This window comes from Streptomyces sp. NPDC018031 (assembly GCF_044327625.1).
Taxonomy (GTDB): Bacteria; Actinomycetota; Actinomycetes; order Streptomycetales; family Streptomycetaceae; genus Streptomyces.
The window spans coordinates 36967-54831 of sequence record NZ_JBIRFT010000029.1 but is presented as its reverse complement, the minus strand read 5'-3'; the positions used below and the strand labels follow the sequence as shown (position 1 = coordinate 54831).

Below are 17865 nucleotides of genomic sequence, written 5' to 3'. Positions count from 1 at the left end.
ACCAGCACCACCCAGCACCACCCCACGGCCCCCCGGACCCTCCACACCCCCGGGGGGCCGTCCCCGTACCCCCACCACCCCCAGCCACCCGACCCACCCCCACCCCCACCCCCAGCCACCCGACCCACCCCCACCCCCGGCCACCCGACCCACACCACCCCGCACGCCCCGGGGCAGGAGGGTGTTGACCTGCGTCCTTGGCCCAGATAACTTCGCTCTACGGATTGTTGATTCCGTCCAGCGGAAAAGAGAAGGGTGTGGGTATGGGGCAGCAGGAGACGGTGACGACAAGCCTCGCGAGCGCCGTGACCGAGGACATCGGGACCTCCCTCGCCGCGGTCGACGCCGAACTGGCCCGCCGCTACCCCGGCGACCCCGGCACCCGGCAGCCCGTGCACACCGTCTACGTCCCCGCCGACGCCTTCACCGCCGGCACCGTCCGGGAGTGGGGCGACCAGGCCCTGGCCGCCCTGGACCGGCACGCCCCCGACGCCGGTGCCCTCGCCGCCGTGCTCGGCCTCCCCGACGAACTGGCCGGCCCGGTGCACGACCGGGTCCGCGCCAAGCTGGAGCGCGAGCCCGTCGAGGACCTGCGCATCGACTTCGAGGACGGCTACGGTCCCCGGCCGGACGCCGAGGAGGACGCGGCGGCGGCCCGCGCCGCCCGCCTGGTGGCCGAGGCGTTCCGGACGGGCACGCCAGGAAGCACGGCCCCCTACATGGGCATCCGCATGAAGTGCATGGAAGCCGCCGTCCGGGACCGGGGCATCCGCACCCTGGACATCTTCCTCACCGGGCTGATGGAAGCCGGCGGCCTGCCCGGCGGGCTCGTCCTCACCCTGCCCAAGGTGACCTACCCCGAGCAGGTCACCGCCATGGTCCGGCTCTGCGAGGAGTTCGAGAAGGCCCGCGGCCTGGCCACCGGCCGGATCGGGTTCGAGATCCAGGTAGAGACCACCCAGGCCATCCTCGGGCCCGACGGCCGCGCCACCGTCGCCCGCATGATCGACGCCGCCGAGGGCCGCGCCACCTCGCTGCACTACGGCACCTTCGACTACAGCGCCTCCTGCGGCGTCAGCGCCGCCTACCAGTCCATGGACCACCCGGCGGCCGACCACGCCAAGGCGGTGATGCAGGTCGCGGCCGCGGGCACCGGCGTACGCCTGTCCGACGGGTCCACCAACGTGCTTCCGGTGGGGTCCACCGAGAAGGTCCACGACGCCTGGCGGCTCCACCACGGCCTGGTCCGCCGCTCCCTGGCCCGCGCCTACTACCAGGGCTGGGACATGCACCCCGGCCATCTGCCCACCCGCTACGCCGCCGTCTACGCCTTCTACCGCGAGGGCCTGGAGCAGGCCGCCGCCCGGCTCGCCGCCTACGTCGGCCGCACCGGCGGCGACGTGATGGACGAACCGGCCACCGCCAAGGCGCTCAGCGGGTACCTGCTGCGCGGACTGGACTGCGGCGCCGTCGACCCGGCGGAGACCGAGCGGCTGACCGGACTCTCCCGGGCCGGCCTGGAGCAGCTGAGCGGCCGCGCACTCGCGGCGGAGTGAGCCCGGCGGGGTGCGGCCGTACCCCGGAGCGCCCCCGCGGCGGACCCGTGGGCGCGCCAAGGCGACCCGCGGCCGGGCGGGCCGGGCCCCGGACGCGGGCCCGCCCGGCGGCGGCGCCGCGGGTCAGCCGCGCCGCGGCGGCGCCCCGCGGGAAAAGGTCGGCCGCCCCGCCACCGGCTGGGCTACCGTGCGGTGCGACGACCACCTCGCACGGGGAGAGCAGCAGTGGACACCCAGGACCCCAAGGACGTCGCCGCCTTCGGCCGGCTCTTCGACGCCTTCCTGCACCAGATCGTCTACCGGGAGGAGCAGCCCGACGCCGCGCACTCCCTGCTGCGCAGGCTCGCCGACCACCTGGGCCGGCCACCGCAGGAGACCCCCGTGGTCAAGGCGATCCGGCCGCCGTACGACCACGCCAACGTGCACCTGGCCCTGGAACGCTGGTTCACCACCGAGGGCCGCAGCCATGAACTCGTCGGCGTCACCGGCGAGAACCGCCGGTACGAGTCCCTGTCCGAACTGCTGGTCACCGCCCAGCGGCACGGCCGCTACCAGATCGGTGCCGTGGACTACGCCTACGTACCGGTCTCCACCGACGAGGAACTGGCCTGCGTCTCCTTCGGCCTGTACCTCGGCAGTGACGGCGACGACCGCTACGCGGTGCTGCTCCGCGGACCCAGCGGCGAGTACGACGGCAACCACGTCTCCATCGAGGTGCTCGCCCCCAGCCGGGACGCCGCCAAGCGGCTGCTGTCCGGCATCGACCGGCTCATCCGCGACCACAACGTCTTCCGCGGCAAGGTCATCTCCTTCGAGGGGTCCGATTTCAGCGAGGGCATCGGCCCGTTCCGCTTCCACCCGCGGCCGGCCCTGGACGCCGCCGACATCGTGCTGCCCGAGGGGCTGCTGCCCCGGGTGGAACGCCAGGTGGTGGGCGTCGCCCGGCGCCGCGAGCGGCTACGCGCCACCGGCCAGCACCTCAGGCGGGGTCTGCTGCTGTACGGCCCGCCCGGCACCGGCAAGACCCACACGGTCCGCTACCTGCTGTCCCAGCTCCCCGAGTTCACCGTGGTGGTGCTGGCCGGCACCACCATCCAGCACGTGGGCGCGGCCTGCTCACTCGCCCGCCAGCTCCAGCCCGCCCTGGTGGTGCTGGAGGACTGCGACCTGGTCGCCGAGGCGCGCGACTACAGCGACGGCGAACAGCCCCTGCTCTTCCAGGTCCTCAACGAGATGGACGGCCTCGGCGACGACGCGGACGTGGCCTTCCTGCTGACCACCAACCGGGCCGACCTGCTGGAGCCCGCGCTCGCCCAGCGCCCCGGGCGGGTCGACATGGCGGTGGAGATCCCGCTCCCCGACGGTCCCGGACGGCGCCGGCTGCTGGAGCTGTACGGAGGTCCCCTCGGGCTCGACGGGGACACGATGGAGGAGGTGGTGGCCCGTACCGAGGGCACCACCGCGTCGTTCACCAAGGAACTCGTCCGCCGGACCGTGCTGTTCGCGGCGGAGCGGGAGGCGGCGGAGATCCGTCCGGGGGACCTGACCGAAGCGTTGGACGAACTGCTCTCGGACCGGGACGCGCTGACCCGGCGGCTGCTCGGGGTGCCCGACCCGGACCGGTCGCGCGCCGGCCGTGCCGCCGGTGCCGCCGACGACCTCGCCGACCCCGACGACCTGGACGGTCTGGGCGACCTGGATCCCGACTTCGCCTAGCCCGCCGGCCGTCGCGGTGGGGCGGCGGGGGCGGCAGGCGGCGGGCGACGGAGGGCGCGCGGCGGCGCCGGTTCCCGCGGTGTCAGTCCGTCCCGGCGGGCGGGAGTTCGCCGGAACCGCGGACGATCAGCCGGGTCGGCAGCACCACCCGGCGCGGTTCGCCCGCTCCGCCGTCCAGCCGGCGGAAGAGCAGGTCCGCCGCGGTACGGCCGAGTTGGGCGGAGTCCTGGGCGACCACGGTCACCGCGGGGGAGAGCAGGTCGGCGAGCTCGAAGTCGTCGAATCCGACCAGGGCCACCGGACGGGGGCGGGCGGCGAGCACCCGCACCACGGTCACCGTCACCCGGTTGTTGCCCGCGAACAGCGCGGTGACCGGCCGGGGCGCGTCGAGCATGGCATCGGCCGCGGTGCGTACCCGCGCCGGGTCGGTGGGGCCCAGTGACACCCATGCCGGGTCCACCGGGAGTCCCGCCTCGGCCATCGCCGCCCGGTAGCCGCGCAGCCGTTCGGCGGCGGTGTGGATGCGCGGCTGGTCGCCGATGAAGCCGATCCGGCGGTGGCCGTGCGCGATCAGGTGGGCCACCGCGGTGCGGGCGCCGCCCTGGCTGTCGGAGAGCACCGCGTCCGCGTGGATGCGGGCCGCCGGGCGGTCGACGAAGACGGTCGCGACGCCGGCGGCGATCTCCGGTTCGAGGTAGCGATGGTCCTCGCCCGCAGGGATGACCACCAGGCCGTCGACCCGGCGCGCGCACAGCGCCAGGACCAGTTCCTGCTCCCGGCCGGGGTCCTCGGCGCTGGACCCGTTGATCAGCAGGGCGCCGTGCGCGCGGGCGACCTCTTCCACCGCGCGGCTGAGCGGTCCGTAGAAGGGGTCCGCCAGGTCCTCCAGCACCAGGCCGATGCTGGCGGTGCGGCCCTTGCGGAGGATCCGGGCACTGTCGTTGCGCCGGAAGCCCAGCGCGGTGATCGCCTCCTGCACCCGCCGCTCGGTGTCCGGGGTGACCCCGGGCTCGCCGTTGACCACCCGGGAAACGGTCTTCAGACCCACCCCGGCGCGGGCGGCGACGTCCTTCATCGTGGGCCGGGTGCCGTAGCGGCGCGAGGTGGTGCTGCTGACGGGTTCGGCCACGTGTGCTGGTCCTTCACTGGCTGGTCGGGAGGGGGATTCCGGGGTAAGGAACAGGGTGATGAGCATAGCCTCTGGACAACGTTGTCAGCGGCCGCAAGACTGTCCGGGCGCACCATCCCGCCGCACCGCTTACAGGAGAGCCGACTCGCATGCCAGCTGACCTCATCGCCGCGCTCGACATCGGCGGCACCAAGATCGCGGGCGCTCTGGTGGACGGTTCCGGCAAGCTCGTGGCGCGGGCCCGCCGGGCGACCCCCGCACAGGAGGACGGCGCCACGGTGATGCGCGAGGTCTCGGCGGTCCTCCGGGAACTGACCGCCACGCCGCAGTGGTCGCGGGTCGCGGCGGTCGGCATCGGCAGCGCCGGACCGGTGGACGCCTCGGTCGGTACCGTCAGCCCGGTGAACATCCCCGGCTGGCGCGGGTTCCCGCTCGTCGCCGGGGTCCGCGAGACCACCGGCGGGCTGCCGGTCACCCTGGTCGGTGACGGGGTGGCGATGACCGCCGCCGAGCACTGGCAGGGCGCGGCGCGCGGCCGCAGCGGCGCCCTGTGCATGGTCGTCTCGACCGGGGTCGGGGGCGGGCTGGTGCTCGACGGCCGGCTGCACCCCGGCCCCACCGGCAACGCCGGGCACATCGGCCACATCAGCGTGGAACTGGACGGCGACCCCTGCCCGTGCGGCGGCCGCGGCTGTGTGGAACGCATCGCCAGCGGCCCGAACATCGCCCGGCGGGCCCGGGACGGCGGCTGGCGCCCGGGCCCCGACGGCGACGTCTCGGCCGCGGCCGTCGCCGCCGCCGCGCGCGCCGGGGACCCGGTGGCCCGCGCCTCCTTCGAACGCGCCGCCCGCGCGCTGGCCGCCGGGATCGCGGCCACCGCGGCCATGGTGGAGATCGAGGTGGCCGTGGTCGGCGGCGGGGTCGCGGGCGCCGGCGAGGTGCTGTTCGCGCCGTTGCGCCGGATGCTCGGGGACTACGCCACCTTGTCCTTCGTCCGTCGGCTGACCGTGCTGCCGGCCCGCACGGGGACCGACGCGGGACTGGTGGGAGCCGCCGCCGCGGCCGCCGCGCAGGCACGGCTCGACGGGTTCGCCGCCGCCCGCTGACCGGCGTCGCCGGATCCTCGGAAGGCCGCACCCCTCGGTGGCCGCCGCGGCACCCGCGGGCCGCCGCCGTCAGCCGCCCGCCGGCTCGTCCGGCACCCCGCCGCCGGTGCCGTGCCGGTGGGCGGAAGCCTCCCCGGACGGCGGAACCTGCCGTTCCCCCGGGCCCCGGCCCCGCGATGGCGCGCGTGCGCGATGCCCGGGGGCGGACGCCGGTGCGGCGAGCGTTTCCCCGGCGGGGTGATGCGGGCAATTGTCTGGGGGCTACGGAAGAGGGGGAACCGTGATCGTCTGGCTGAACGGTGCGTTCGGTGCGGGCAAGACCACAACGGCCCGCGTCCTGGTGGACCTGCTCCCCGGCAGCAGCCTCTACGACCCGGAGACGGTCGGCGACCTGCTCCGCGTGACGCTGCCCCGCAAGCGCCTCGCCGAGGTGGCGGACTATCAGGACCTGCCGTCCTGGCGGCGGCTGGTGGTGGACGTGGGCGCGGCGCTGCTCGCCGAGGGGGGCGGGCCGCTGGTGGCGCCCATGACGCTGCTGAAGCAGGAGTACCGGGATGAGATCTTCGGCGGCTTCGCGGCACGCCGGATTCCGGTCCGGCATGTGCTGCTGCGGACCGACGAAACGATCCTTCGCCGGCGGGTGGCCGAGCGCGAGGAGGTCTCCGGAGACCCCGAGGCGGGCGAGTCGGCGCGCCGCCGGTTCCGTGACCACCTGGTGCCGTACCGGGAGGCGCTGGGCTGGATCGGGCGGGAGGCGCATGTCGTCGACACCGCCGGACTGACCCCGCTGCAGACCGCGGAGCGGGTCGCCGACGCGGTCCGCTCCGGCGCGGGCGCCTGCGACATCGTGCAGACCCCGGAACCGGCCGACCAGACCGTGGCGGCCGGGGTGCTGTTCTTCGACGACCACGACCGGGTGCTGCTGGTCGACCCCACCTACAAGCCGGGCTGGGAGTTCCCCGGCGGGGTCGTGGAGACCGGTGAACCCCCCACCCAGACGGGCGTCCGCGAGGTCGCCGAGGAGCTGGGGCTGCGCCTGGACACCGCCCTGCGGCTGCTGGTCGTCGACTGGGAACCGCCCCGCCCGCCCGGCCACGGCGGTCTGCGGCTGCTGTTCGACGGCGGCCGGCTGGACGCCCGGGCCGCGCGGGAACTGCTGCTGCCCGGCGACGAGCTGCGCGGCTGGCGGTTCGTCACCGAGCGGGAGGCGGCCGGGCTGCTGCCCCCGGAGCGGCAGCGCCGGCTCAGCTGGGCGCTGCGTGCCCGGGAGCGCGGGCACCCGATCAACCTGGAGGCCGGCAGCCCGGTGGGGTGAGCCACCGCGGGCGCCGGGCGACGGCGTGCCCCGTCCGGCGTCACGGCCGCACCCCCGGCGCGGCGACCGGTGCGCGGACCGGGGTCGCGGCCACCGGCACGGTCCGTGTGCGGACGGGGATGGCATGATCCGTCCACATGCCCGCAGTTGCGGGGAAGGCCGGAGTTCTTCCGGCGCACGAGCACAGGGTCAGGTGAACCATGGGGGGATTGATCAAGGGCGCCAACGCCTTTGTTCCATCCGTGACGTTGCGGATCGCCGTACGGAAGGGGCTGGACGTCACGGCCTTGCTGCTGACGGCCGAGGGGCGGGTCCGGGGCGACGGGGACGTCGTGTTCCACGGCGCTCCGGCGCATCCGTCGGGTGCGGTACGGCTGGCCGGGGGCACGGCGGACGGCGCGGAGTGGCTGGAGGCCGGTCTCACCTCGGTCGAGGAGGAGATCGTCCGGGTCCTCGTGGTCGGGTCGACGGAGACCGGTGCGATGCGGGACGTGGACGGGCTGTCGGTGGAGGCGTTCGCACCGGACGGCACGTCCGTGGCCCGCTACGACGTGATCGACGGCGGCGGTGAGACGGCCATGGTGCTGGCGGAGCTGTACCGGCGGGCGGGGGGCTGGAAGTTCCGCGCGGTGGGCCAGGGGTACCTGGACGGTCTCGCCGGACTGGCGGTCGACCACGGCGTGGACGTGGCGGAGGAGCAGGCCGCGCCGGAACCGGCCCCGGCGTCGGCGCCCGTGGCCGCGGTGCCCGCCCCGGCCTTCGCGCCGCCTCCGGCCCCGGACTTCGCGCCGCCCTCGGCCCCGGCTGCCGCCACGGCTTCCGCCCCGGCCCCCGTGGCGATGGTCCCGCCGCCGGTGCCCGCGCCCGTCGCGGCCCCGCTCGGGGCGCCGCCCTCGGCCGTCCCCGCTGACTGGTCCTTCGGCGCGGACTTCGCCCCGTACCTGGCCGACGGCCGGAACAACGACGTGGTCACCGTGACCGGTCTCCCGCCGGGGCCGGCCGTCTTCGACCTCGCCGTCCGCGGCGACGGGTACACCAGCCTGTGGACCCTCGACCGGCGCAACAAGGACCGGGACCTGCTCGTCAGCAGCACCGCCAAGGACTTCCGGGGGCGGCTCCTGGTGCAGGTCCCCGGGACCGGCCCGCTGCGTCTGCGGCTCGGGGCGGAGGGGTCCTGGCAGGTGCGGGTGCTGCCGCTGGCGGCGGCCCGCCGGCTGACGGAGGAATGGCTGGAGTCGGTCGGTCCCGACGTCCTGCTGCACACCGGGGGCACGGCCGACCTCACCATCAGGTACCGGGGCCGCGAGAACCTCATCGTCCATCTCTACGAACTGGCCGGGCACCAGGACCCCACGGTGCTGCCCAAGAGGCAGCACGTCGTCAACGAGATCGGCGGGCGGCGGGAGACGGTGCCGCTGCCCGAGGGGCCGGTCATCGTCCATTTCCACTCGGCGGAGGGGCCGTGGCGGGCCCGGCTGAAGGGGCTGGAACCCCACAGCGGGCCGTCGGCGCCGACTCCGGCCCCCGGAGCGGAGTCCGCCCCGGCCGCGGGGAGCGGGCCGTCCGCCGACCCGGGGCGGCAGCTGCAGGTCAGCAAGGTGCGGAACTGGCTGCGGCGCGGCGACCGGTGACCCGCAACGACCAGTGACCCCCAACGACCGGTGAGGGCCGGCCGGACCGGCCCTCACCGGGCGTCCGCGGCCGGTGAGGTCGGCGGCGCCGCCCGCCGGGCCGGGGGCGCGCCCGGCCCCGCGGGAGCCTGCCCGGCCCCGGCCCGGCGGGTCCGGGGCCGCCCAGCGGACGACCGGCGGACCGGCTCAGCCCGCCTGCGACGCGGCGTACTTGCGCAGGAACAGCGCCTCGGTCAGCGACAGCCGCTCCAGCTCCTGCGGCGAGACGCTCTCGTTGACCGCGTGGATCTGCGCCTCCGGCTCGCTCAGCCCGATCAGCAGGATCTCCGCTTCCGGGTAGAGCGCGGCCAGGGTGTTGCACAGCGGGATCGACCCGCCCTGCCCGGCGACGGCCATCTCGGTGCCGTCGTAGGCCTCCCGCATCGCCTCGCTCATCGCGGTGTACGCCGGGCTGGTGGTGTCCGCCCGGAACGGCTGGCCCTGCCCGACCTGCTCGACCTTCACCCGGGCGCCCCACGGAGCGGCGTTCTCCAGGTGGGCGGTGAGCAGCTTGGTGGCCTCGGCGGCGTCCGTGCCCGGCGGCACCCGCAGGCTGACCAGGGCCCGGGCGCCCGCCTGGACCGAGGGCGTGGCCCCGGTGACGGGCGGGCAGTCGATGCCGATCACGGTCACCGCGGGGCGCGCCCAGATCCGGTCGGCCACCGTGCCGGAGCCGATCAGCCCGACCCCGTCCAGGACCTTGGCGTCCTTGCGGAAGTCCTCCTCCGGGTACTGCAGCCCGTCCCAGGCGGTGTCCGACGCCAGGCCCTCCACCGTGGTCGAGCCGTCCTCGGCGCGCAGCGAGTCCAGGATGCGGATGAGCGCGGCGAGCGCGTCCGGGGCCGCCCCGCCGAACTGGCCGGAGTGCAGGTTGCCGGCGAGGGTGTCGACCTCGACCCGGACCATGGTCATGCCGCGCAGCGTGGCGGTGACCGTGGGCAGCCCCACCCGGAAGTTGCCGCAGTCGCCGATGACGATGGTGTCGGCGGTGAGCAGGTCCGGGTGGGCTTCGGCGTAGCGCTCCAGGCCGCCGGTGCCCTGCTCCTCGGACCCCTCCACGATCACCTTCACCTCGACCGGGACGCCACCGGTCGCCTTCAGCGCGCGCAGCGCTATCAGGTGCATGATCAGCCCGCCCTTGCAGTCGGCGGCGCCGCGCCCGTACCAGCGGCCGTCCCGCTCGGTCAGCTCGAAGGGCGGCGAGAGCCAGGCGGACTCGTCCAGCGGCGGCTGTACGTCGTAGTGGGCGTAGAGCAGCACCGTCGGGGCGCCCGCCGGGCCGGGCAGCCGGCCGTACACCGACTGGGTGCCGTCCGGCGTGTCCAGCAGCGCCACGTCGGTGAAGCCCTCGGCGCGCAGCGCGTCGGCGGCCCAGCGGGCCGCGCCCTCGCACTCGCTCTTGGGGAACTGCGCCTCGTCCGCGACCGACCGGAAGGCCACGAACTCGGCCAGCTCGGTACGGGCACGGGGGAGGAGGGCGGCGACGGACTCGGCCAGATCCATGGGAACGCTCCTGGGGTGCACGACGTTGGGCACGTATGTACGACTTGGTGTGCCGTCGATCATCCCACAGCAGGTCGGCGGAGCGGCGGGCCGTAGGATGCGGCGGTAGCCGGATCAGGCAGTTCGGGTCGGTCGAGTGGGAGCGGAAGCACACGTGAGCAGCGACAGCGCAACCGGGAACGAGACCTCTCCGGCGGACCGCGGGGACCAGCCGGTGTGGGACGTCGTGGTGGTCGGAGCGGGCCCGGCGGGCGCCTCGGCGGCCTACGCGGCCGCCTGCTCGGGCCGCCGGGTGCTGCTGCTGGAGAAGGCGGAGCTGCCCCGGTACAAGACCTGCGGCGGCGGCATCATCGGCCCGTCCCGGGAGGCGCTGCCGCCCGGCTTCGAACTCCCGCTGCGGGAGCGGGTGCACGCCGTGACCTTCTCCCTCAACGGCAGGCTGACCCGCACCCGCCGCTCCAAGCAGCCGCTGTTCGGCCTGATCAACCGGCCCGAGTTCGACGCCGCGCTGGTCGAGGCGGCGCGGGAGGCCGGCGCCCGGATCCGCACCGGCGCCGCGGTGGCCCGGGTGGAGCAGCACGGCCCCTCCGTGCCCGACCGGCGGACCGTCGCGGTGGTGCTGTCCGACGGGGAGACGGTGCTGGCCCGCGCGGTGGTCGGCGCGGACGGCAGCGCCAGCCGGATAGGGGCGCACGTCGGGGTGAAGCTGGACCAGGTGGACCTCGGCCTGGAGGCGGAGATCCCGGTCCCGCCGACGGTGGCCGAGGACTGGGCGGGCCGGGTGCTCATCGACTGGGGGCCCATCCCGGGCAGTTACGGCTGGGTGTTCCCCAAGGGGGACACCCTGACGGTCGGCGTCATCTCGGCGCGCGGCGAGGGCGCGGGCACCAAGCGCTACCTGGAGGACTTCATCGCCCGGCTCGGCCTGGCCGGGTTCGAGCCGAGCGTCTCGTCGGGCCATCTGACGCGCTGCCGCTCGGACGACTCCCCGCTGTCCCGCGGCCGGGTCCTGGTGTGCGGGGACGCCGCCGGTCTGCTGGAGCCGTGGACGCGGGAGGGCATCTCCTTCGCGCTGCGCTCCGGGCGGCTCGCGGGGGAGTGGGCGGTGCGGATCGCCGAGGCGCACGACGCGGTCGACGCCCGCCGGCAGGCGCTCAACTACGCGTTCGCCATCAAGGCCGGACTGGGGGTGGAGATGGGGGTCGGACGCCGGCTCTACGGGGCCTTCGCCCGCCGCCCCGGGGTGTTCCACGCCGCGCTCACCGGGTTCCGGCCCGCCTGGCGCGCCTTCACGAAGATCACCCGGGGCACCACCACCCTCGCCGAGATCGTCCGCACCCACCCAACCGCCCGGCGTGCGGTGACCGCGATGGACCGCGCCTGAGTGCGGCGCCACCGGTCGCGGGCCGGCGTCCGGACGGTCCGGCCGGGCTGACGCCGTGCCGGCCCGGCACGGCGGCGCGGGGCCCGTCCCGGCCCACCCGCCCGGACGTCACCGGGCCGAGGTGAGGAGGAAGACCGGGTGCCGGGGCGCGATGCGCCGCAGCTCGCTCGGCGGCGCCGCGGCGTCGACCCCGTCGAAGAAGCGGCCGACCTCGCGCCCCCAGCGCTCGAGGTAGGCGCGCAGCACCGCGGGCTTCTCCTCGTCGGTGATCTCCACGGCGGTGAACTCCTCGGTGCGCCGGCCGACCCGGAGTTCGCCGCCGCCGGCCACGCGCAGATTGCGCACCCACTGGGTGGCGCCCCGCGGGGCGACGAGGTAGCGCCGGCCGTCCAGGGTGAGCGGGTTGACGGGTACGGTCCGCCACTCCCCGCTGGCCCGCCCGCGGACGGCCAGCTCGCTCTTTCCGTTGAGGGTGATGCCGCGCCGGACCAGCCAGGCGATGGGCCGGTGGACCAGGGCGTTCTCCAGCCGGCTGGACTTCATGTGGTGGGCGGTGTGCTGGGCCATGGCTGCCTCCGGCGGGGATCGGAACCGCTAATTCGAGAGCGGTGCTCTCGCTTGAGATCAGTGTGCATGGATTCGGCCGATGAAGCAAGAGCAGTGCTCTCGTCGTCGACCGGCGCTCACGGAAATGGCAGACTGACCCCCATGAGTGCCATTCGAGGGGCCAGGGAGCGCGCCCGTACCGAGGTCACCGCGGCCATCAAGGAGGAAGCCCGCCGGCAACTCGCCGACCGGGGCGCCGGAGAGCTGTCGCTGCGCGCGGTCGCCCGCGAACTGGGCATGGTCTCCTCGGCGCTGTACCGCTACTTCCCCAGCCGCGACGACCTGCTGACCGCGCTGATCATCGACGCCTACGACGCGCTCGGCGCGGACGCCGAGGCCGCCCTCGCCGCGACCGAGGGCAGCGATCCGGTCAGCCGCTGGACCGCCGTCTGCCGGGCCGTACGGGCCTGGGCACTGGGCCACCCGCACGAGTACGCGCTCATCTACGGCTCCCCGGTGCCCGGCTACGCCGCGCCCCAGGACACCACCGGCCCCGCCGCCCGCGTCGGTCTCGCCCTCATCGCCGTGGCCCGGGACGCGCACGCCGCCGGGACACTGCGCGAGACCTCGGAGGAACCGCCCGCTGCCGTGCTGGCGGACGCCCGCAGCCTCGGCGAACGGCTCGACGTCCGGCTGCCGCCCCCGGTGCTCGGCAAGCTGGTCGCGGCCTGGGCCCAGCTCTTCGGGCTGGTGAACTTCGAGGTCTTCGGCCAGTTCCAGCGGGTGGTGGAGGCCCGGGAGGAGTTCTTCACCCGCGCCGTGGCTGACCTGGCGCGCGGCATCGGGCTGACCGCGCCGGGCCCCGGGCCCTCCCGGCCCTGAGCGCTCGTCCCGGCCCCGGGCCGCCGCGTACCCCGTGCGTTGTTCCCGCCCCGGGCCGCCGCGTACCCCGTGGTCCCCGCCCCGGGCCGCCGCGCCCCGGCGTCCGGCGCCGTACTCCCGGAGGAGTAGCCGGGGAGTACGCGCCCGGCGGACGCCGCCACCGGCCCGCCCGGTCTAGCGTTGCCGCCATGGAGCGGGTACGGGCGTGGTGGCGCGGCGGAGGGCCGGGACGGCGGGGGCGGTTCCCCGGCCCCGGCCGGTGGGCGCCGCCCGGACGGGGCGACCAGGAGGGGCGGTGGCCCCCGGCCGGGCTGCCCTGGCCGAGCACCCTCGCCCTGACCGTGCTCACCGTCGTCGGCAGCCGGTTCGCGGCCCAGAACCAGCCCGGCCGGCAGGATCTCGATCCGTTCGCCGGAGTACTGCTGGTGCTCGTCCCGGCGCTGCTCCTGCTGCGCCACCGCCACCCGGTGTGCACCGTCTTCGGTACCGCCGCCGGCGTGCTGCTGTACCTGGGCGCGGGCTACCCGTACGGTCCGGTCGTCATCGCCTTCGTGGTCGCGTGTTTCGCCGCCGTGGTGGCCGGCCACCGCCACGCCGCCTGGGCTGCCGTCGCCACGGTGTGGGCGGGCCACCTGCTGATCGGGCACCTGCTCTACCGGTGGCTGCCGCCGGCCGGTGACGGGCCCGCGTCCTGGGGGCAGGAACTGGTCGTCGCGGCCTGGGCGGTGGCCGTCCTGGCCGCCGCCGAACTCGCCCGCTCCCGCAGGGAGCAGTGGGCCCGGGAACGCGCCGAGCGGGCCGCCGCGGAGCGCCGCCGGGCGGACGAGGAGCGGCTGCGCATCGCCCGGGAACTCCACGACGTGCTGGCGCACAGCATCTCCGTGATCAACATCCAGGCGGGGGTCGGGCTCGCACTCCTGGACCAGGACCCGGAGCAGGCCCGGACGGCGCTGGCCACCATCAAGACCGCCAGCAAGGAAGCGCTGGGCGAGGTGCGGCAGGTGCTCGACACGCTGCGCGCGCCCGGCGCCGCGCCGCGCGCCCCGGCGCCGGGCCTGGACCGGCTGGGCGAACTCACCGAGCAGGCCCGGGGCGCCGGGCTGGCCGTGGCGGTCGTCGCGGAGGGCCCCGTGCGGCCCCTGCCCCCCGGCGCCGACCTGGCCGCCTTCCGTATCGTCCAGGAAGCGCTCACCAACGTCGTCCGCCACTCCGGGGCCCGCACCGCCCGGGTCCGGCTGCGCCACACCACCCGGGAGTTCGAGATGACGATCGACGACGACGGCCCGGCCGCCGCCGGTGGACTGACCGGCGGCGGCAACGGCCTGATCGGGATGCGCGAGCGGGCCGCCGCGCTGGGCGGCACGGTGGAGGCCGGCCCCCGGCCGGACGGCGGCTTCCGGGTCCGGGCCCGGTTCCCGCTCGCCGCCGCCCCCGCTGCGGACCGCGGCGACCGGCCGGACCCGGCGATCGCGGACCGCGGCGACCGGCCGGACCCGCCGGACCCGGCGGCCGCGGACCCCGCCGACCGACGACAGGGGAAGAGGGACCGACCGTGACCGACGACGCAGACGGCACCATCCGGGTGCTGCTCGCCGACGACCAGCTCCTGGTGCGCGCCGGATTCCGCGCGCTGCTGGACGCCCAGCCCGACATCCGGGTGGTGGGGGAGGCGGCCGACGGGGAGACCGCCGTCACCCGGGTCGCGGCGGAGCGCCCGGACGTGGTGCTGATGGACATCCGGATGCCGGTGCTCGACGGGCTGGCCGCCACCCGCCGGATCACCGGGGACCCGGCGCTGACCGGGGTCAAGGTGGTCATGCTCACCACCTTCGAGCTCGACGAGTACGTCTTCGAGGCGATCCGCTCGGGCGCCTCCGGCTTCCTGGTCAAGGACACCGAGCCGGACGAACTGCTGCGCGCGGTGAGGGCCGTGGTGGGCGGCGACGCGCTGCTGTCCCCGGGCGTCACCCGGCGGCTGATCGCCGAGTTCGCGGCCCGCTCCAAGGAGCCGCGGGCCGACTCCCGGCTGACCGAGCTGACCGAGCGGGAGCGCGAGGTGATGGCCCTGGTCGGCATCGGGCTGACCAACGAGGAGATCGCCCGGCGGCTGGTGGTCAGCCCGCTCACCGCCAAGACCCATGTGAGCCGCACCATGGTCAAGCTGGGCGCCCGCGACCGCGCCCAACTCGTCGTACTGGCCTACGAGACGGGACTGGTCCGCCCCGGCTGGCTCGGCTGACCCGGCCCGGGCGGCGCGCGGCCACCGGCGGAAGACGCGGCCCGGCGGCAAACCGCCCGTCACCAGGTTGACCAACGTCCCTGGGCAGTACAACTAGAACAGCGCGTCGGTCTCCGGCACGGCCGGTGCCGCCGGGACGACCTCGGCGGTCACCCCGGCCCCCGGGGCGGCGACCGCCAGCGGCCAGCCGGTCAGCTGCCGGACGTCCAGCAGCAGGGTGCGCCCGTCGGCCGCGGCGAGATACAGATCCGGTCCCGCCACCGCCACCACCACCCCGGCCACCGTGCGTCCGGCCGCGAGTCGCAGCAGCCCCGCCACCGGCGTCGCGCGCCGCAGCCGGTCGAGGCCGAAGACCTCGTCGTGGTGCACCGGAACACCGGGCAGCAGGGTCAGCGTCTCGGGCAGTCCGGGCAGCGCGCAGGCCCGCTCGTGCAGCGCGCGCAGTTCACCGGCGCGCTCCGCGGGGGCGGGCGGCGCCAGGCGCGCGGCGCGTTTGGCCGCGTACGGGAAGCGGTCCGGTACGCCGAGCGCCACCCCCAGCACCGCCTCCGCGCGCCGCGCGGCCATCAGCGGGCCGCGGCCGAGCGGCGCGTAGGAGAGCGCGCCCTGTTCCCGCAGCCGGGCCCCGTCCCGCTCGGCGGCGGTGATGCCCACCTTGATCAGCCCGGGCGCGAACCAGGCCAGGTACACGTCGTACGGACGCGGGTCGTCGGTGCGGGTGTCGGCGGCCACCGAGTAGCCCCGGTCCAGCCGCGCGCACTCCGGGCACTGCGCCGAGACCGCGGACACCGGTACCTCGGCACCGTCCGGGCAGGGGGTGTGCCGGGCGCCCCGGCGCACCCCGGCGCAGCCCCGGTGGGACCCGGTACGGAAGGACAGCGGCCGGCCGGGGGAGAGCGGCGAGGTGCGCTCGCCGTGCGCGGGGTGGTGCCACACCAGCACCGCTCCGGAGGCGTGCCAGCGCAGTCCGGCGCAGCTCCAGGTCATGCCCGCCCGGCCCCCGCGAACCGCCGCAGGACGCGCACCACGCGCCAGACGAACCCGGCCGCCGCGACGGTGGCACCGGCCTTCACCCAGGTCCCGGCCTCGGCCGCGGCCGGATCCCCGAACAGGGCGGGCGCGGCGACGATGACCAACAGCACACCGGCCAGCAGCGCACCGGTGACCACGGCGAACACGATCTCCACGGTGACCGCGTCCCGCGCCGCCTGGTCCCGGGTCCCCGCCCTCATGTCCCTCAGCCCCTCGGATCGCCGGCCGGCCGCTCCGGCACAGGTACCGCCGTTCGCACACCGGTGCCACCAATGTACCCGCGGCCACGACCACTTCGATCCCGAACCGGGACGGCGCCGTGGCCCGGCGCCCGGTCTCCCGCCCGGCCGGAATCCGGGCGGCCCGGGAGCGCCGGCGGACCTCCCGCCGCGTGCGGGGGAGACGGAGACGACCGCGCCGGTCCAGCCCCGGCCGACGGCCGGAGCCGCGGCGTTTTTCCCTCCTGGCGGGCGCGACGTGAGAATGGGAGCGTGACCCAGACACGGACAAGACTGGAGCGGGGCCGCAGCGCCCTCGGCCCGGCGCTGGAGCTCGTACACACCGGCCGGGCGCCCACCCGGGCGGTCCTGACCGCCGAACTCGGGGTGACCCGGGCGACCGCCGGCGCGGTCGCCGCCGAACTGGAGGCACTGGGCCTGATCCAGGTCGACGCCCGGCCCGGTGGGGCCGCCGGGGGCCAGGGGCGTCCCTCCCACCGGCTGGCCATCGCGCCGCGCGGGCCCGTGGTCCTCGCCGCCCAGGTGCACTCGGACGGCTTCCGGGCCGCGCTGGTCGGGCTGGGGGGCCGGATCGTGGCCACCGCGCCGGGCTGCATGACGGTGCCCGCCGACCCGGCGGGGGTCCTGGACGCGGTCGTCGAGGCCGGGGTCGGACTGCTGCGGGAGACCGGCCGCCGCTGCGTGGGCGCCGGTCTGGCGGTGCCGTCCGCGGTCGCCGAGCCGGAGGGCACCGCGCTCAACCCGCTGCATCTCGCCTGGCCGGCCGGCGCCCCGGTCCGTGAGCTGTTCTCCCGCAGCCTGGCCGCGGCCGGCATCGGGCACACCGGGTTCACCGGCAACGACGTCAACCTCGTCGCCCTCGCCGAGCACCGGCACGGCGCCGGGCGCGGGGCGCGCCATCTGCTCTGCGTCGCCACCGGGCACCGCGGGGTGGGCGGCGCGCTGGTGCTGGACGGGCGGCTGCACACCGGCAGCTCCGGTCTGGCGCTGGAAGTCGGCCATCTGACGGTCAACCCGGACGGCACCCCCTGCCACTGCGGCAGCCGCGGCTGCCTGGACATCGAGGCGGACCCGCTCGCCTTCCTCACCGCGGCCGGGCACCGGCCGGGCCCCGAGGTCTCGCTGCTCCAGCAGGCCCGCCAGCTGCTCCGGGACAGCTACCGGGACCCCGCGGTACGCGGCGCCGCGCACCTGCTGATCGACCGTCTCGGTCTCGGGCTCGCCGGACTGGTGAACATCCTCAACCCGGACCGGATCATCCTCGGCGGGTTCCACCGGGACCTGCTCCAGGCGGACCCGGACCGGTTGCGGGCCCGGGTGGCCGAACGCAGCCTGTGGGGGCGCAGCGGAGGGGTGCCGATCGTGCCCTGCGCCCTGGACCACAACAGCCTGGTGGGTGCCGCCGAGTTGGCCTGGCAGCCGGTGCTGGACGATCCGCTGGCCTCGCCGGCCGGCGCCGGCGCGGCGAGCTGACCGCGGGGCGGGCCGCCCGGCCCGCCCCGCTCGCGCCCTTGCCGTCCGCCTGGCTCGCCCCTGTCGTCGAGCCCC

At 76.1% G+C, this 17865-nt stretch carries 15 protein-coding genes; 10 read left to right on the top strand and 5 right to left on the bottom strand.

Features of this window, described 5'->3' with window-relative positions:
- The first annotated feature begins 263 nt into the window (after positions 1-263).
- A complete protein-coding gene (locus ACH4B3_RS33060) occupies positions 264-1556 on the top strand; it encodes a DUF6986 family protein (protein WP_398469278.1) in 1293 nt (430 codons plus the stop codon).
- 225 nt (positions 1557-1781) lie between these two features.
- Positions 1782-3272, top strand: coding sequence for an AAA family ATPase (locus ACH4B3_RS33055; RefSeq protein WP_398469276.1), 1491 nt, complete (start codon positions 1782-1784; stop codon positions 3270-3272).
- Between the two features lie 82 nt (positions 3273-3354).
- Here ACH4B3_RS33055 and ACH4B3_RS33050 read toward each other — a convergent pair whose 3' ends face one another.
- Complete coding sequence (locus ACH4B3_RS33050) at positions 3355-4347, bottom strand: LacI family DNA-binding transcriptional regulator (RefSeq protein WP_398469284.1); 993 nt, start codon at positions 4345-4347, stop codon at positions 3355-3357.
- 203 nt (positions 4348-4550) lie between these two features.
- Between ACH4B3_RS33050 and ACH4B3_RS33045 the strand changes: the two genes are divergently transcribed.
- The 3 genes from ACH4B3_RS33045 (at position 4551) to ACH4B3_RS33035 (ending at position 8453) form a co-directional block, all read left to right on the top strand.
- Positions 4551-5507, top strand: coding sequence for an ROK family protein (locus tag ACH4B3_RS33045; RefSeq protein ID WP_398469274.1), 957 nt, complete (start codon positions 4551-4553; stop codon positions 5505-5507).
- 280 nt (positions 5508-5787) lie between these two features.
- Positions 5788-6822 carry an NUDIX domain-containing protein gene (locus tag ACH4B3_RS33040; protein ID WP_398469272.1) on the top strand — a complete coding sequence of 345 codons (1035 nt, stop codon included), beginning with the start codon at positions 5788-5790 and terminating at the stop codon, positions 6820-6822.
- A 200-nt stretch (positions 6823-7022) separates the two neighbouring features.
- Positions 7023-8453, top strand: coding sequence for a TerD family protein (locus ACH4B3_RS33035; RefSeq protein WP_398469270.1), 1431 nt, complete (start codon positions 7023-7025; stop codon positions 8451-8453).
- A gap of 186 nt (positions 8454-8639) precedes the next feature.
- On the opposite strand, the gene ACH4B3_RS33030 is transcribed toward ACH4B3_RS33035, so the two are convergent.
- Entirely contained in the window at positions 8640-9995 is a 1356-nt protein-coding gene (locus tag ACH4B3_RS33030; RefSeq protein ID WP_398469268.1) for a dipeptidase, read from the bottom strand.
- 154 nt (positions 9996-10149) lie between these two features.
- Between ACH4B3_RS33030 and ACH4B3_RS33025 the strand changes: the two genes are divergently transcribed.
- On the top strand, positions 10150-11379 hold the full coding sequence (locus tag ACH4B3_RS33025; RefSeq protein WP_398469266.1) for a geranylgeranyl reductase family protein: 1230 nt from the start codon (positions 10150-10152) through the stop codon (positions 11377-11379).
- 108 nt (positions 11380-11487) lie between these two features.
- Here ACH4B3_RS33025 and ACH4B3_RS33020 read toward each other — a convergent pair whose 3' ends face one another.
- A complete protein-coding gene (locus tag ACH4B3_RS33020; protein ID WP_398469264.1) occupies positions 11488-11946 on the bottom strand; it encodes a nitroreductase/quinone reductase family protein in 459 nt (152 codons plus the stop codon).
- Between the two features lie 141 nt (positions 11947-12087).
- On the opposite strand from ACH4B3_RS33020, the gene ACH4B3_RS33015 reads away from it, so the two are divergent.
- The 3 genes from ACH4B3_RS33015 (at position 12088) to ACH4B3_RS33005 (ending at position 15046) form a co-directional block, all read left to right on the top strand.
- On the top strand, positions 12088-12807 hold the full coding sequence (locus ACH4B3_RS33015; protein ID WP_398469262.1) for a TetR/AcrR family transcriptional regulator: 720 nt from the start codon (positions 12088-12090) through the stop codon (positions 12805-12807).
- A gap of 188 nt (positions 12808-12995) precedes the next feature.
- Positions 12996-14363: a sensor histidine kinase gene (locus ACH4B3_RS33010; RefSeq protein ID WP_398469260.1), complete on the top strand. Its 1368-nt coding sequence runs from the start codon at positions 12996-12998 to the stop codon at positions 14361-14363.
- Between the two features lie 20 nt (positions 14364-14383).
- A complete protein-coding gene (locus ACH4B3_RS33005) occupies positions 14384-15046 on the top strand; it encodes a response regulator (RefSeq protein ID WP_398469282.1) in 663 nt (220 codons plus the stop codon).
- A gap of 93 nt (positions 15047-15139) precedes the next feature.
- On the opposite strand, the gene ACH4B3_RS33000 is transcribed toward ACH4B3_RS33005, so the two are convergent.
- Together ACH4B3_RS33000 and ACH4B3_RS32995 are read right to left on the bottom strand one after the other, a co-directional pair.
- On the bottom strand, positions 15140-16033 hold the full coding sequence (locus ACH4B3_RS33000; RefSeq protein ID WP_398469259.1) for a DUF2797 domain-containing protein: 894 nt from the start codon (positions 16031-16033) through the stop codon (positions 15140-15142).
- Complete coding sequence (locus ACH4B3_RS32995; RefSeq protein ID WP_398469257.1) at positions 16030-16278, bottom strand: DUF6332 family protein; 249 nt, start codon at positions 16276-16278, stop codon at positions 16030-16032. The genes ACH4B3_RS33000 and ACH4B3_RS32995 overlap by 4 nt, the downstream gene beginning before the upstream one ends.
- A 291-nt stretch (positions 16279-16569) precedes the next feature.
- On the opposite strand from ACH4B3_RS32995, the gene ACH4B3_RS32990 reads away from it, so the two are divergent.
- A complete protein-coding gene (locus ACH4B3_RS32990; protein ID WP_398469255.1) occupies positions 16570-17790 on the top strand; it encodes an ROK family protein in 1221 nt (406 codons plus the stop codon).
- The last annotated feature ends 75 nt before the right edge of the window (positions 17791-17865 follow it).